Raw genomic sequence first — 14,458 nt, 5'->3', positions numbered from 1 at the left:
CCCCGCAGGGCCCCCGGTGCCCTTAGGGGTTGGGCGGCCCGTTTTGTGGGGGGGGAGCCCCCCCCCCCCCCCCCCCCCCCCCCCCCCCCCCCCCCACACACCAACAAACACCCCCCCCCACCCACCACCCCCCCCCCCCGCACCAAACGCCGTCGCCTGTGCCTCCATGGGAGGTATGAGCACTCCACCCACCGACCCCGCCCTCGCCTCCTTCGTACGCCAGGGCGTGGTGCTGCTCACGACCTTCAAGCGGGACGGCACCGGAGTCGGCACCCCGGTCAACCTCTCCGTCGACGGAGACCACGCGTACTTCCGTACGTACGGCAAGGCGGCAAAGGTCAAGCGGATGCGGAACTTCCCCGATGTGGAGATCTGCTGCTCCACCTGGCGCGGGCGCCCCACCGGCCCCACCTACCGGGCGCGGGTGCGGCTGCTCGATCCGGCGACCCGCGAGTACCGCCGCGCCGGCCGCAGCCTGACCCGCAAGTACCCGCTGCTGCACGGCCTGTTCGTCCCCCTCACCCACCGCCTCATGCGCGACACCACGCTCCACTACGAACTGCGCCTGACCGGCCTGAAGGAGCCCGAGGCCACGGACACCGACATCGCGGCGGAGAAACGCTGGGACGACGAGGGCGGGGCCCAGTAGGGGCCCCGGGGTCAGCTGCCGCTGCCCGATTCGAGGGCGGAGACCAGGAACTCGTTGCCGCAGACTCGCAGGCCCTCGGCGGCACGGGCGGTCATCCTGGCCTTCGAGCCCGGCGCGTACACCTGGACCAGCGCGGCGTCCTTCCAGCAACCGCCGTCCTTGAGGCCCTCGTTGACGGTGTGCAGCACGGTGTGCGCGGACCCGCCCGGGGCGAGGGTGACGGCGCTGCCCACGGAGCCCTCGCGGTCGGCGGGGTGACCGATGGCCGCGCCGTCCTTGGCGAGCAGGGCGATGCCGGGGTAACCGCGCAGGGTGCAGCTCTTCGTGCCGGTGTTGGTGAACGACAGCGGGTAGCGGATGTTGCCGGCGCCCGCGTCGCTCTGCCCCAGCTCCAGCCGCAGGACGTCGGCCTCGCAGCGGTCGCTCGCGCTGTCCTGCGAGGCGGCCGCCGCCGCTCCCCGGGCCCTCGCCGCACCGGAGCCACCGGTCGAGCCGCCGGTCGAGCCGCCGGAGGAACCCGAACCACCGGTCGAGCCGCCGGAGGAACCCGAACCACCGGCGGTGGCCGAGGCGCCGGACCTCGCGTCGTCGGAGCCCTGACCGTCCGCGGAGGACGCCTGGCCGCCCGAGGAGTCGGACGCCTGGGCGGAAGAGGACTTACCGGCCGCGTCGGCGCCGCCATCCGAGTTGTCGCACGCGGTCAGGCCGAAGGCGGCGACCGCGGCGAGCGCGACGGCGGCGGTGGTACGGACCGGACGGAGAAGAGTGCGGTGCGACATCGTGGTGGGTCCTTTGCCATGGGGGGAGCGGCCTGCCCGGAGCCCCGGGCCGTGGGGGTCGACTCCTCCAAGGTGCGCCCCCGCGCTGGCGTCCCGCTAACGCGCGGCTAACACCGCCCGAAAGCCACGCCGATGACGGTCCGTACGCCGCGTACGCCCCGGACCTGCGGTTTCTTCCCCGGCGTCCGGCCTCACCCCTTCCGTCGCAGCAGCCGCCGCAGCCCCGTGACGACCACCGTCGCCAGGACGAACACCAGCCCCACCTTGACCAGTCCGGGGCTGAGCGCCGAGCCGTCCGTGGTACTGCCGGAACCGTCCTTGCCGCCGTCGTCCGCCTCCTGGCCCGCCACCGACTCGGGGAGCTGCTTGCCGCTCAGGCCGACCGGCTCCACGGGGCTGTTCTCGCCCTCCGAGCCGAACATCAGGGTGCGGCCGTCGAGGGTGAAGCTCACCGACTCGCCCTGCTGCTGCACCGGCACCCCGACGCTGCCGAGATCCTCGGGACGGCCGTCCTTCCAGGCGTACATGCGGGCGCCGAAGTAGCTGCGGAGGATCAGCCGGGTGCCGTCGGGCGAGAACGAACCGTCCGTCACCCACAGGTCGATCGGCGCGACCTTGCGGAAGACGTTCGTGCCGGACGTCGACAGGTGCTCGGGGGCGGCGTAGAGGGCACCGCCGCCTCCCTGCTTCTTGCTGGCGATGTAGACCCGGCCGGTCTTCGGATGCACCATCAGCGCCTCGGCGTCGCGCGGGCCGTCGTCGTACTTCACGTCGAACTGCGTGGCGGTGACCGTCTGGTCGCGCAGCTGTTTCGGCTCCGGGAAGCGGTAGATCCAGACGTGGTCCCACGTGCCGCCGAGGTTGTCGCCGATGTCGCCGACGTAGAGGTTGCCGTCCGGGCCGAGGGAGATCGCCTCGACGTCGCGGGGGTCGCCGATGCCGCGCAGGGTGACGGTGGCGACGGTGCGGCCGGTGCGGGAGTCGACGGCGTAGACGTACGGGCCGTCGTCGCTGTCGTTGTGGGTCCAGTAGACGCCGGGGTGCGTGCGGCTGGCGATCAGGCCGCTGGACTCGGTGATCCGGTGGTCGCTGATCCGGAAGCCGTCCGGCTCGTCGGCGGCCGCGGGAGCGACGGCCGTACTCATCAAAAGCCCCGCGGCACCGGCCGCGCACAGAAGCGATCGCATGGGCTCAGGGTGCCATCCCGGCGCCCGGCGGGGGGCGGCCTGTGGACAAGGCCCGGCGGGACGGGAGCGGGCACCGGTTGCGCAGCGGCGCCCCGGCGCCCGCTCCCGCCCGGCGCCCGCTCCCGCCCGGTGCCCGCTCCCGCCCGGTGCGCGGCCCGCGTGGGCGGGGTCACGTACCGCCCGGTAACGGCGTCGGAGATCATGGCGGGATGAGGATCATGCCCGTCGGTGACTCGATGACCATCGGCAGCTGCGGTGACTTCACCTGGCGTTACCGCCTGTGGCAGCACCTACGCGCGGTCCACGACGGGCCGTTCCGGCTGGTCGGCCCGCGCGACGCGCTGCATGACACCGCCGCCGACGCCGCCACCTCGCAGCGCTACGCCGATCCGGCCTTCCCGCCGGACGCCCGCCGGCACCTCGCCGGGTGGGGCGAGGGCTGGCTGCACATGGCGCCGCTGATCGGCGACGCCGTCCGCGCCCACCGCGCCGACACCCTGCTGGTCTCCCTCGGTCTGATAGACCTCGGCTTCTACACCGACGCGGCCCAGACCGCCGCCCACGTACGGGAGTTCCTGGCCGCCGCCCGCCGCGCCGACCCGCACATCCGGGCCGTGCTGCTGCCCGTCCTGGCCAACTCCCGTGCGGCGAGCGACCCGGAGTTCGCCGCCGAGTGCGCCCGCTTCAACGCCCTCCTCGCCCGGGCCGCCGCCGACCTCACCACCCCCGCCTCCCCCTTCCTCCTCGCCCCGGCCCCCGCCCCCTGGGACCTCACCCGCCACACCTACGACGGCACCCACCCCTCCCCCGACGGCGAACACGCCCTCGCCGCGGCGTTCGCGGAGACGCTGTACGCGGAGTGGGGCGTCGGCGGGCCGTACGCGGCGACGCCCGGGGCCCGGACACCGGAGTACGTGGCGGGCTGAGCCGCCACGCCCCGCCCGTCCTTGCTTCGAGCGCGCTCGAAGGCGTTGGCTGCCTCCATGGAGTACACGCAGCTCGGACGCACCGGACTCAAGGTCAGCCGCCTCGTTCTCGGCACGATGAACTTCGGACCGCAGACCGACGAGACCGGCAGCCACGCCCTGATGGACGCCGCCCTGGACGCCGGGGTCAACGTCTTCGACACCGCCAACGCCTACGGCTGGGGCGAGAACAAGGGCCGTACGGAGGAGATCATCGGCTCGTGGTTCGCCCGGGGCGGCGGGCGCCGGGACCAGGTGGTGCTGGCCACCAAGGTCTACGCGAACATGGCCCCCGACGGCGCGCCCGCCTGGCCCAACCACGACAAGCTCTCCGCCGTGAACATCCGCCGCGCGGTCGACGCCTCGCTGCGCCGCCTGCGCACCGACCACATCGACCTGTACCAGTTCCACCACGTCGACCGGGCCACGCCGTGGGACGAGATCTGGCAGGCCATCGACGTCCTCGTCCAGCAGGGCAAGATCCTCTACGCCGGATCCTCCAACCACGCCGGATGGCATCTCGCGCAGGCCAACGAGACGGCCCGCCGCCGCGGCTCGTTGGGCCTGGTCAGCGAGCAGTGCCTCTACAACCTCGCGGAGCGGCGGGCCGAGATGGAGGTGATCCCGGCGGCCGAGAGCTACGGCCTCGGCGTCATCCCGTGGTCGCCGCTGCACGGCGGGCTGCTGGGCGGCGCACTGCGCAAGGAGCGGGAGGGCGGCGCGGCCCGCACCACCTCCGGACGGGCCGCCGACGCGCTCGCCGACCCCGTGGTCCGCGCGCAGCTCCAGCGGTACGAGGACCTGCTCGCCGAGCACGGTCTGGAGCCCGGTGAGGTGGCGCTGGCCTGGCTGCTGACCCGCCCGGGCGTGACCGGCCCGATCGTCGGCCCGCGCACCCCGGACCACCTCGCCTCGGCGCTCCGCGCCGTCGCCCTGGAGCTGCCGGACGGGCTGCTGACGGCCCTGGACGAGATCTTCCCGGGCCCGGGCCCCGCCCCGGAGGCGTTCGCCTGGTGACCATCCGCCCCGGATACGGCGGCCCGTCGTACGCCGTATCCGGGGTACGGCTCAGCGCAGGGCCGCCGCCACGATGACGACGACGAGCAGCAGCGCGAGCAGACCGGACATGATCCGGTTCCGGGTTTTGGGATCCACCCTGTGAGCGTACCGGGCGCGATCCGAACGTTTCAGCGGCCAGGTGTGCCGAGCTCCCAGGCGTCCACCGTCTCGTAGTGCGGCCGGGCGCCCGCGACGCCCGGTGCGGGCGGGTGGCTGCGGACGAGGGCGAGCGAGGCGGCGGTCCAGGGGCTGCCGTCGAAGTGCTCCAGCACGGCGGCGAACGGCGCGAGGTCCGCCCGCGGGTCGCGGTTGCGGGCCAGGGTGAGGTGCGGGGTGAAGCCGCGGCGCCCGTCGACGGCGGGCCCGGCCAGCCCCGCCCGGCGCCCGGAGGCCGCGGCGGTCCCGGCCAGCTTCCGCATCGCCGCCAGATCACCGTCCGCGCCCGCCCACAGCACCCGGTCGGCGAACCGCCCGCCCCCGGCGATCCGCAGCCCGTACGGGGCGTGCCGCCGGGCGCCGCGGGCCAGGCGTTCGCGCAGCTCGGGCAGGGTTTCGTCGGGGACCTCGCCGTAGAACGCGAGGGTGAAGTGCCAGCCGTCTCGCCCGGCCCAGCGCAGCCGGCCGGCGCCCGGCAGCGCACGCAGCGCCTCGACCCGCCGCGCCAGCTCGGCGACGGCGGGCCCGGGCGGCAGCACCGCGGCGAAGAGCCTCACCCGGCCAGTGTCGCGCGGGCGGGGTGGTTCCGTACGAGGACGGCGCTTCCGTGCGGCGCCACGAGGACGGACGACGCGACGGCGGCGGCGCTTCCGTGCGACGCGACGGCGGCGGCGCTTCCTACGACGCGGGCGCCGGGCCCGGAACGGCGGCCGGCCCCCGCCTGTGGGAGGCGAGGGCCGGAGAGCGGGTGGCCGGGTGGCCGGGTCAGGCGACCGTCACAGGCTTGTCCGAGGAACCGGTCGGCTCCGCGTCGTCCGGTGGCGGGGCGGCGCGGGGGACGAAGGCGACGTGCTGGTGGCCGCGGCGGAGGTCTATCCGGAGCCGCAGTCCGCCCGCGCGGGCCAGGACCAGGCCGATGAGGACGGCGGCGAGCAGCGAGACCAGACCGCCGGAGAGGAAACCGATCCGCGGGCCGAAGCTGTCGGTGATCCAGCCGACGAGCGGCGCGCCCAGCGGTGTCCCGCCGACGAAGACCATCATGAACAGCGCCATCACCCGGCCGCGCATCAGCGGGTCGGTGGCCATCTGGACGCTGGAGTTGGCGGTGACGTTGATCGTCAGGCCGACCACGCCGATCGGGGCGAGCAGCACCGCGAAGATCCAGAAGGACGGGGCGAGCGCGGCGGCCATCTCCAGGGCGCCGAAGAGCACGGCGGCGCCGACCAGCAGCCGCAGCCGGGACGACGAGCGCCGCGCGGCGAGCAGCGCCCCGACCAGCGAACCGGCCGCCATCAGCGAGTTGAACAGCGCGTACGTGCCCGGACCCTGGTGGTAGACGTGGTAGGTGAAGGCGGTCAGCCAGATCGGGAAGTTGAAGCCGAAGGTGCCGATGAAGCCGACGAGGACGATCGTCCAGATCAGCTCGGGCCGCCCGGAGACATACCGCAGCCCCTCCCGCAGCTGACCCTTGCTGCGCGGCACCCGGTCGGCCCTGTGCAGCTCGGCGGTGCGCATCATCAGCAGCCCGGCGATCGGCGCGGCGAACGACAGGCCGTTGAGCAGGAACGCCCAGCCGCTGCCGAACGCGGTGATCAGCACACCGGCGACGGCCGGTCCGACGAGGCGGGCGGACTGGAAGTTGGCGGAGTTGAGGCTGACGGCGTTGCGCAGGTCCTCCTTGCCGACCATCTCGACGACGAACGCCTGCCGGGAGGGGTTGTCGACGACGGTGACGAGCCCGAGAAGGAACGCGATCAGATAGACGTGCCAGACCTGGACGCTGCCGGAGAGGGTCAGCGCGGCCAGCGCCAGCCCGGTGCCGCCCATCGCGGACTGGGTGACCAGCAGCAGCTTCCGCTTGGGGAAGCGGTCGGTGAGGACGCCGCCGTACAGCCCGAACAGGAGCATCGGCAGGAACTGCAGGGCGGTGGTGATGCCGACGGCGGCGGAGGAGCCGGTGAGGCTGAGCACCAGCCAGTCCTGGGCGATGCGCTGCATCCAGGTGCCGGTGTTGGAGACCACCTGGCCGGTGGCGAAGAGGCGGTAGTTGCGTACGCGCAGCGAGCTGAACATGCCCTTCCGCGGGGCGGCGGGTGCGCTCGGGGGCGCCCCGCGCCCGGTGGCCTCGGGCGAGGTGCCGGGGGCCGTCTCGTGCGGGGTCTGCGGTCCGGGGACGGAGTCTGATCCGGATCCCGTACTCAACGTCGGTTCGCCTCCTCGGCTCGGTGTCGCTACAGCTGGGCGAGCTTCTCCAGGACCGGCGCGGCGGCGCGCAGCTTCGCCCACTCGTCGTCGTCCAGCCCGGTGGCCAGCTCGGCGAGCCAGGCGTCGCGCTTGTGGCGGCTCTCGGCGAGCATCGCCTCGGCCTGCTCGGTCTGGGTGACGACCTTCTGCCGGCGGTCGTCGGGGTGCGCCTCCAGCCGGACGAGCCCCTTGGCCTCCAGCATGGCCACGATGCGCGTCATCGACGGCGGTTGCACATGCTCCTTGCGGGCCAGCTCCCCGGGGGTGGCATGGCCGCAGCGGGCGAGGGTGCCGAGCACCGACATCTCGGTAGGGCTCAGCGACTCGTCGACCCTCTGGTGCTTGAGGCGGCGGGAGAGGCGCATCACGGCGCCCCGCAGGGCGCTCACGGCGGCAGCGTCGTCGCCGCGGGACAGGTCCGGCATGTTTGTTAGCGTAACTCATTACCCTTTCTAAAGAAAGTCGGGGAGACGGACGCATCCGCATCACCCATACGAGTGAGGACGCGCCGGAAAGCGACGCACCTGACAGGTGTCTGCGGCGACGGTGTCCTCATGGGATCGCGAGTGCTCAGCCTGCGTCTGGACGACGAACTGCTGGAGCGCATCCGGCAGCACGCGGCGAAACGCGGCATGAGCGTCCAGGACTACGTCGTCCGGACGCTCGTCCGCGAGGATTTCGACGAACGCTTCCAGTCCTCCGTCGATGCGACGGAACGTCTCGGCGGCTGGGGCGACACGGCGACGGAGGCGGCCGACGGATCCCCGGCGGCGCACGGCTGACGGCGCCGGGCGGGCCGCCGCGGTGACCGCGCCGGGAGGCTGACCACGCCCGGCCGGTGACCGCGCCGGGCCGAAGCCCCTCCCCCGCAAAGTCGTTTGCGCCCGCGCCCGCCGCCCGCTAACTTCGGCCGGTCCGCGCGAAAGGTGCGGCCGGGACGCGAGGAGTGCGCGGGCGTGACGGTGTCCAAGGAGCCGCTCGGGCGGCGGTTCAACCGGCTCTGGGCGGCGTACACCGTCAGCGCCTTCGGTACCCGGCTCGCGTTCAACGCCTTGCCGCTGACCGCCCTGCTCGTGCTGCACGCCGGGCCCACGCAGGTGGCGGCGTTGTCGGCGGCGGGCGCCGCGGTCGGGGCGGTGGCCGCCGTACCGCTCGGCCCCTGGGTGGAGGGGCGCCGCAAACGGCCCGTGATGATCGCGATGGACCTGGTGCGGTGCGCGGCGATGCTGAGCATCCCCGCCGCCTACGCGCTGGGCCTCCTCGGCTTCGCGCAGCTCCTGGTGGTCTCCGTCGTCGTCGGCGCCGCCGACATCGCCTTCTCCGCGGCGAGCGGCGCGTTCCTCAAGTCACTGCTCCCGCCGGAGCGCCTGCTGCGCGCCAACGGGCGGCTGGAGGCCACGACCTGGACCACCACCATGCTCGGCCCGCCGCTCGGCGGCGCCGCGGTCGGCGCGCTGGGCCCGATACTGACGGTGACGGTGGACGCGGTCAGCTATCTGCTGTCGGCGCTGGCGCTCCGGGCGGTGGGGAGCGGTGCGGCCCGACCGGGCGGCGTTCCGGGGCCGCGTACGGAGGGTGCGTCCGGCGGGGGCTCGGGGCAGCAGGCGGCGGACGGACCGGACCCGGGCGGGCCGAAGCCGGGCGCTTCCGGGTCAGGCGGTCCGGAGACCTCCACAGGCCCGGAGACCGCCAAGGCCCCGGCCCGCCCCCGCACCCGCGCCGCCGACCTCCTCACCGGCTGGCGCTTCCTGCTGTCCGACCCGGCGCTGCGCCCGCTGTTCCTCAACACCGTGCTGGTCAACGGCCTGATCATGGCGACCGAGCCGCTGCTGACCGTGCTGCTCGTCGACCGGCTGGGCTTCGCGCCCTGGCAGTACGGGCTGGCCTTCGCGCTGCCCTGTGCGGGCGGGCTGATCGGCTCCCGGCTCGCCCGGCCCCTCGTCGCGCGGTACGGGCGCCGGGCGGTGCTGCTCACCACGGGGACGCTGCGGGTGTGCTGGCTGCCGTGGCTGGCGCTGACCGGGCCGGGGGTGGGCGGTTTCGCGCTCGTCGTCGCCGTCGAGCTGGCCATGATCTGCTGCATCGGGGTCTACAACCCGGTGCTCGTCACGTACCGGCTCGACCGGATTCCGGCGGACCGGGTGGCGCGGGTACTGGCGGCGTGGTCGGTGACCTCCCGGGCGGTCATCGCGACGCTGACCGCGCTGGGCGGTCTGCTCGCCGCCGTCGCCGGGACGCGTACCGCGCTGCTCGCCGCCGGTCTGCTGGCCCTCACCACACCGCTGCTGCTGATCGGCGCCGGGCGCGCGGTGCGCGATGCGGCCCCGGCGCCTCCGCCGTTTCCGGGGCCGGAGGTGCCGGCCCGCTGACGCGGCGGCCGGCACCTCCGGGGCGGTACGCGTTACGTGCCGAGCAGCTGCTCGATCGGGTGGAGCAGGAAGTACACCAGGAAGCACAGGCCCACGGCGTTGAGCAGCCAGGGGATCTCCTTGAAGCGGCCGGTGACGGAGCGCAGCAGGATGAAGGCGAGCACGCCGATGCCGATGCCGTTGGTGATGCTGTACGTGAACGGCATCGCGATCATGGTGAGGAACGCCGGGATGGCGACGGTGAAGTCGCCCCAGTCGATGTGCCGGACGTTGGACGCCATGATCAGGAAGCCGACGACGATCAGCGCGGGCGTCGCCGCCTGCGCGGGCACCACGGTCGCCAGCGGGGTGAAGACCAGCGCGAGCAGGAAGAGGCCGCCGGTGACGATGTTCGCCAGGCCGGTGCGGGCGCCCTCGCCGACACCGGCGGTGGACTCGACGAAGCAGGTGTTGGCGGAGGCGGAGCCGAAGCCGCCCGCCGCGACGGCGATGCCGTCGACCATCAGGATGCGGCCCATGCCGGGCAGGTTGCCGTTCTCGTCGGTCAGCCCGGCCTCCTCGCCGACGCCGATGATGGTGCCCATCGCGTCGAAGAAGCCGGAGAGCAGCACGGTGAAGACGAAGAGGCAGCCGGTCAGCAGGCCGACCTCCTTGAAGCCGCCGAAGAGGCTGATGTGGCCGATGAGCCCGAAGTCCGGCGCGCCGATGATCTTGTCGGGGACGTTCGGGACGGCGAGGCCCCAGGCGGCGTCCGGGATGGTGGCGAGGGCGTTGATGACGATCGCGACGACCGCCATGACGACCATGCCGATGAGGATCGCGCCCTTGGTCCTGCGGACCACCAGCATGAACATCAGCACCAGGCCCAGCACGAAGACCAGCACCGGCCAGCCCTTGAGCTGACCGCCCTGGCCCAGGCCCATCGGCACGGTGGTGTGCGCGGCGTCCGGATTGCGGCTGACGAAACCGGCGTCGACCAGGCCGATCAGCGAGATGAACATGCCGATGCCGATGGCGATGGCGCGCCGCAGCCCCGGCGGGATGGCGTCCATGACGCGCTGCCGCAGACCGGAGGCGACGAGGATCATCAGCACCAGACCGGCGAGGACGACCATGCCCATCGCGTCCGGCCAGCTCATCTTGGGGGCGAGCTGGAGGGAGACGACGGCGTTGATGCCCAGGCCCGCGGCGATGGCGATCGGGACGTTGCCGACGACACCCATCAGGACGGTGCTCAGACCGGCCATCAGTGCGGTGGCGGTGACCAGCTGCCCGTTGTCGAGGTGGTGGCCGTATTTGTCCACACCCGCGCCGAGGATGATCGGGTTCAGCACGATGATGTAGGCCATCGCGAAGAAGGTCGCCAGACCACCGCGGAGTTCGCGGCCCACTGTCGAGCCCCGCTGGGAGATCCTGAAGAAGCGGTCGAGCCCGTTCTTGGGCGGGTGACCTGGGCTCCGAAGAGCATTTTCGACCGGTGTGGTGGCCGAGGACGACATGGGCGGGACCTCAGTGGGACGGGCCTGGAGGAGGCGTGGGGGCCCGGCCCGGGTGATCCCGGGACGGGTGCACGGACAGCAACTTTCCCGATCAGTTTGGAGCAATCAACGATTGAAACCAGCCAGATCCGGAAGGGTTCAGTATGAATAAACAATTCGTTGATCGCTATCTTCGCGCGTAGACCCTTGTGCCGCACGGCCGCCCCCTCCCCTCGGAAACCGGCCACGGCCGGGCGCGGGCCCGTCGGACCACCCCCGTAAGCTGGGGCCCATGTGGAAGAAGTCCGAACTGCGCGCGGCTCCGGCGCCGCTTGAGGGTCCCGTCGTCGGCACGATCACCGGCGGCACCATCATCTGGTTCGTCCTCTTCCTCGGCCAGCTGCCCTTCTACGGCTGGTTCGCCGACGGCGGCCACGCCTGGTGGGTGTGGACCTGCCTGGCCGGCGGCGGCCTCGGCTGCCTCGGCATCTGGTACGTCCGCCAGCGGGACGCCGCCATCAAGCGCGCCGCCCGGGCGGCAGCCGAGGCGACCGCCGCCGACGCCGCCTGATCCACCGCCTCAGCCGCCCAGCGGGTGCGCCGCGCCCCGCGCCCGTACCGTCTAACCATGACGCAGTGGGCGAAACCGGGCGGTGGCCCGGGTCCTGACGGCAGCAGCTCCGGGGGGCCGGACGGCGGGAGCGCCATCGAGGCACCGGGGAGCGACGGGCCGCCCGCGCATCCGGGGCTGACCGCCGCCGAGGTGGCCGAGCGGATCGCCCGGGGCGAGGTCAACGACGTGCCGGTGCGCTCCTCCCGCTCGGTGCCGGACATCGTGCGGGCCAACGTCTTCACCCGGTTCAACGCCATCATCGGCGTCCTCTTCGTGATCATCCTGTTCGTCGGCCCGATCCAGGACGGACTCTTCGGCTTCGTCATCATCGCCAACACCGGCATCGGCATCTTCCAGGAGCTGCGCGCCAAGCGGACGCTCGACAACCTCGCGGTCATCGGGGAGGCGAAGCCGACCGTACGGAGGGACGGGCGGGCGACCGCGATCTCCACCTCCGCGGTGGTCCTCGGTGACGTCATCGAGCTGGGGCCCGGCGACAAGGTCATCGTCGACGGCACCGTGCTGGAGGCGGACGGCATGGAGGTCGACGAATCGCTGCTGACCGGCGAGGCGGATCCGGTGCTGAAGCGCCCCGGGGAGCCGATGATGTCCGGCAGCTTCGTGGTGGCCGGGGGCGGCGCGTTCAGCGCGACGCGGGTCGGCCGGGAGGCGTACGCGGCGCAGCTCGCCGAGGAGGCCAGCCGCTTCACGCTGGTCCACTCCGAGCTGCGCTCCGGCATCAGCCGGATCCTCCGCTACGTGACGTGGATGATGATCCCGACCGCGCTCGGGCTGATCCTCAGCCACCTCCTCACCCTCCACATGGCGGGCGACGACGCGGTGCGGCGGATGGTCGCCGGGATCGTGCCGATGGTGCCCGAGGGACTGGTGCTGCTGACGTCGGTGGCGTTCGCGATCGGGGTGATCCGGCTGGGCCGCAAGCAGTGCCTGGTGCAGGAGCTGCCCGCGATCGAGGGGCTGGCCCGGGTCGACGTCGTCTGCCTGGACAAGACCGGGACGCTCACCGAGGGCGGGATGGACGTCAGCGCGCTGCGGCCGCTGAACGGCGCCGACGAGGCGCGGCTGCGGCAGATCCTCGGCGCGCTCGGCGGCGCCGACCCCCGGCCGAACGCGTCCCTGCTGGCCATCATCGAGGCGTTCCCCGAGCAGGACGGCTGGCAGTGCGCCGCCGCGCTGCCGTTCTCGTCCGCCCGGAAGTACAGCGGCGCCGTCCTCGACGATCCCGCGGGCGGGCGCACGACCTGGCTGCTGGGCGCGCCCGACGTGCTGTTGCCGCCCGGCGATCCGGTGCTCGCCGAGACCGAGGAGCTGAACGCCGAGGGGCTGCGGGTGCTGCTGCTGGCCCGGACCGCGCGGGCGCTGGACGATCCGGCGCTCGCCCGGGATGTGGAGGCGGCGGCGCTGGTGGCGCTGGAGCAGCGGCTGCGGCCGGACGCGGGGGCGACGCTGGCGTACTTCGCCGAGCAGGACGTCGCCGCCAAGGTCATCTCGGGCGACAACGCGGTGTCGGTGGGCGCGGTCGCCGGGCGGCTCGGGCTGCCGGGGGCGGCGGCGCCGGTGGACGCGCGGGAGCTGCCCGCGGCGCCGGAGCCGATGGCCGCCGCGGTGGCGGACGGCACGGTCTTCGGCCGGGTCACGCCGCGGCAGAAGCGGGACATGGTCGCCGCCCTCCAGTCGCGCGGCCACCATGTCGCGATGACCGGCGACGGCGTCAACGACGTCCTGGCGCTGAAGGACGCGGACATCGGCGTCGCGATGGGCTCCGGTTCGGAGGCGACGCGGGCGGTCGCGCAGATCGTGCTGCTCGACAACAGCTTCGCCACGCTGCCGTCGGTGGTCGCCGAGGGCCGCCGGGTGATCGGCAACATCACCCGCGTCGCCACCCTCTTCCTGACGAAGACGGTCTACTCGGTGCTGCTGGCACTCCTGGTGGCCTGCTGGCAGATCCCGTATCCGTATCTGCCGCGCCATCTGACGCTGCTGTCGACGCTGACCATCGGCGTCCCGGCGTTCTTCCTGGCGCTGGCGCCCAACAAGGAGCGGGCGCGGCCGCACTTCGTCCGTCGGGTGATGCGGTACGCGGTGCCGTCCGGGCTGATCACCGGCGTCGCGGCGTTCGTGACGTATCTGCTGGCACGGCACCACTACACCGGGCCGGACGCGCTGTCGGCGGAGACGAGCGCGGCGACGCTGACGCTCTTCCTCACCGCGATGTGGGTCCTGGCGATCATCGCCCGCCCGTACACCTGGTGGCGGATCGCCCTGGTCGCGGCGATGGGCGTGGCCTTCCTGATCGTGCTGGCCGTGCCGTGGTTGCAGCGCTTCTTCGCGCTGCGGCTGGTGGGGACGGTGTTGCCGTGGACGGCGGTGGGGGTCGCGGTGGTGGCGGGGGTCGCGCTGGAGATCGTCTGGCGGAGGCTGCGGCGGACGATGCCGTAGGGGCGGGCCTCCGGGGGAGCGCCGGGCCCGGCGCGAGCGGGTGTCGGTGGCCGGGTGCGGCGGGCGCCCGGCCTGCGGTGGGCGGCCGCCCGGCGGCGCGTACCGAGCCGGTCACCGTGCCCGCACGCGGCTGGCGCCACCGCCCCGGCGCCGCCTAGGGTCCCTGCCCATGGCTTTCTCCGCGGGGGACCTCACCCACGAGGTACTGGCACGGTCGCATCACTACCACCACACCTACCACTCGTCGCACGGCAGCAGCTCCGGGACGATCCAGTGGTGGGGATGGCTCATCCTGCTGGTCGGCGCGGGCGCGCTGATCTGGGGGCTGGTCAAGAAGTTCACCGGGTGAGGCGCTGACGGGGCGGGATCCGGGGCCGTACGCCCGGGCCCGGTACACGGCGTGGGGGGGGGGGGGGCGCCGGCGGGGCGGCGCGGCCCCCCCCCCCCCCCCCCCCCCCCCCCCCCCCCCCCCCCCCCCCCCCGCCCCCCCCCCCCCCCC

At 73.5% G+C, this 14,458-nt stretch carries 14 protein-coding genes; 8 read left to right on the top strand and 6 right to left on the bottom strand.

Translation table 11 applies throughout. The features are described 5' to 3' along the window. Nucleotides 1-175: 175 nt before the first annotated feature. Nucleotides 176-649 carry a PPOX class F420-dependent oxidoreductase gene (locus ACFWWQ_RS11550; RefSeq protein ID WP_384593877.1) on the top strand — a complete coding sequence of 158 codons (474 nt, stop codon included), beginning with the start codon at nucleotides 176-178 and terminating at the stop codon, nucleotides 647-649. A gap of 11 nt (nucleotides 650-660) precedes the next feature. Here ACFWWQ_RS11550 and ACFWWQ_RS11545 read toward each other — a convergent pair whose 3' ends face one another. Both ACFWWQ_RS11545 and ACFWWQ_RS11540 read right to left on the bottom strand, forming a co-directional pair. Then, nucleotides 661-1,428: a DUF4232 domain-containing protein gene (locus ACFWWQ_RS11545; RefSeq protein ID WP_384593874.1), complete on the bottom strand. Its 768-nt coding sequence runs from the start codon at nucleotides 1,426-1,428 to the stop codon at nucleotides 661-663. A gap of 191 nt (nucleotides 1,429-1,619) precedes the next feature. Beyond that, complete coding sequence (locus ACFWWQ_RS11540) at nucleotides 1,620-2,615, bottom strand: hypothetical protein (RefSeq protein WP_384593871.1); 996 nt, start codon at nucleotides 2,613-2,615, stop codon at nucleotides 1,620-1,622. A gap of 218 nt (nucleotides 2,616-2,833) precedes the next feature. Between ACFWWQ_RS11540 and ACFWWQ_RS11535 the strand changes: the two genes are divergently transcribed. Both ACFWWQ_RS11535 and ACFWWQ_RS11530 read left to right on the top strand, forming a co-directional pair. After that, nucleotides 2,834-3,541 carry a GDSL-type esterase/lipase family protein gene (locus ACFWWQ_RS11535; RefSeq protein WP_384593904.1) on the top strand — a complete coding sequence of 236 codons (708 nt, stop codon included), beginning with the start codon at nucleotides 2,834-2,836 and terminating at the stop codon, nucleotides 3,539-3,541. Between the two features lie 57 nt (nucleotides 3,542-3,598). Next, complete coding sequence (locus tag ACFWWQ_RS11530) at nucleotides 3,599-4,597, top strand: aldo/keto reductase (protein ID WP_384593868.1); 999 nt, start codon at nucleotides 3,599-3,601, stop codon at nucleotides 4,595-4,597. 170 nt (nucleotides 4,598-4,767) lie between these two features. Here the strand turns inward: ACFWWQ_RS11530 and thpR are convergent, their stop codons facing one another. From thpR to ACFWWQ_RS11515, 3 genes are all read right to left on the bottom strand, one after another. Beyond that, nucleotides 4,768-5,352 carry an RNA 2',3'-cyclic phosphodiesterase gene (gene thpR / locus ACFWWQ_RS11525; protein WP_384593865.1) on the bottom strand — a complete coding sequence of 195 codons (585 nt, stop codon included), beginning with the start codon at nucleotides 5,350-5,352 and terminating at the stop codon, nucleotides 4,768-4,770. 208 nt (nucleotides 5,353-5,560) lie between these two features. Then, the gene (locus ACFWWQ_RS11520; RefSeq protein ID WP_384593862.1) at nucleotides 5,561-6,997 is read right to left on the bottom strand and encodes an MFS transporter; all 1,437 of its coding nucleotides are present in this window, start codon (nucleotides 6,995-6,997) and stop codon (nucleotides 5,561-5,563) included. A 29-nt stretch (nucleotides 6,998-7,026) separates the two neighbouring features. Next, nucleotides 7,027-7,464, bottom strand: a complete 438-nt coding sequence (locus ACFWWQ_RS11515) for a MarR family winged helix-turn-helix transcriptional regulator (RefSeq protein ID WP_384593859.1) — start codon at nucleotides 7,462-7,464, stop codon at nucleotides 7,027-7,029. A gap of 129 nt (nucleotides 7,465-7,593) precedes the next feature. On the opposite strand from ACFWWQ_RS11515, the gene ACFWWQ_RS11510 reads away from it, so the two are divergent. Then, nucleotides 7,594-7,821, top strand: a complete 228-nt coding sequence (locus ACFWWQ_RS11510) for a ribbon-helix-helix protein, CopG family (protein WP_384593856.1) — start codon at nucleotides 7,594-7,596, stop codon at nucleotides 7,819-7,821. Nucleotides 7,822-7,995: 174 nt separating this feature from the next. After that, on the top strand, nucleotides 7,996-9,408 hold the full coding sequence (locus ACFWWQ_RS11505; RefSeq protein WP_384593853.1) for an MFS transporter: 1,413 nt from the start codon (nucleotides 7,996-7,998) through the stop codon (nucleotides 9,406-9,408). A gap of 32 nt (nucleotides 9,409-9,440) precedes the next feature. On the opposite strand, the gene ACFWWQ_RS11500 is transcribed toward ACFWWQ_RS11505, so the two are convergent. Next, entirely contained in the window at nucleotides 9,441-10,907 is a 1,467-nt protein-coding gene (locus ACFWWQ_RS11500) for an NCS2 family permease (protein WP_384593850.1), read from the bottom strand. Between the two features lie 271 nt (nucleotides 10,908-11,178). Here ACFWWQ_RS11500 and ACFWWQ_RS11495 point away from each other — a divergent pair, with 271 nt between their 5' ends. The 3 genes from ACFWWQ_RS11495 to ACFWWQ_RS11485 all read left to right on the top strand — a co-directional run bounded on the left by ACFWWQ_RS11495 (nucleotide 11,179) and on the right by ACFWWQ_RS11485 (nucleotide 14,308). Beyond that, the gene (locus tag ACFWWQ_RS11495; protein WP_384593847.1) at nucleotides 11,179-11,457 is read left to right on the top strand and encodes a DUF2530 domain-containing protein; all 279 of its coding nucleotides are present in this window, start codon (nucleotides 11,179-11,181) and stop codon (nucleotides 11,455-11,457) included. 57 nt (nucleotides 11,458-11,514) lie between these two features. Further along, a complete protein-coding gene (locus ACFWWQ_RS11490; protein ID WP_384593844.1) occupies nucleotides 11,515-13,959 on the top strand; it encodes an HAD-IC family P-type ATPase in 2,445 nt (814 codons plus the stop codon). Nucleotides 13,960-14,128: 169 nt separating this feature from the next. Continuing rightward, nucleotides 14,129-14,308: a hypothetical protein gene (locus tag ACFWWQ_RS11485; RefSeq protein ID WP_384593841.1), complete on the top strand. Its 180-nt coding sequence runs from the start codon at nucleotides 14,129-14,131 to the stop codon at nucleotides 14,306-14,308. Nucleotides 14,309-14,458: the final 150 nt, after the last annotated feature.

The sequence above is a fragment of the Streptomyces sp. NPDC059080 genome, from assembly GCF_042739975.1.
Lineage (GTDB): Bacteria > Actinomycetota > Actinomycetes > Streptomycetales > Streptomycetaceae > Streptomyces > Streptomyces benahoarensis.
The sequence above is the reverse complement of the archived record's forward strand: the minus strand, read 5'-3'. Positions and strand labels throughout refer to the sequence as shown.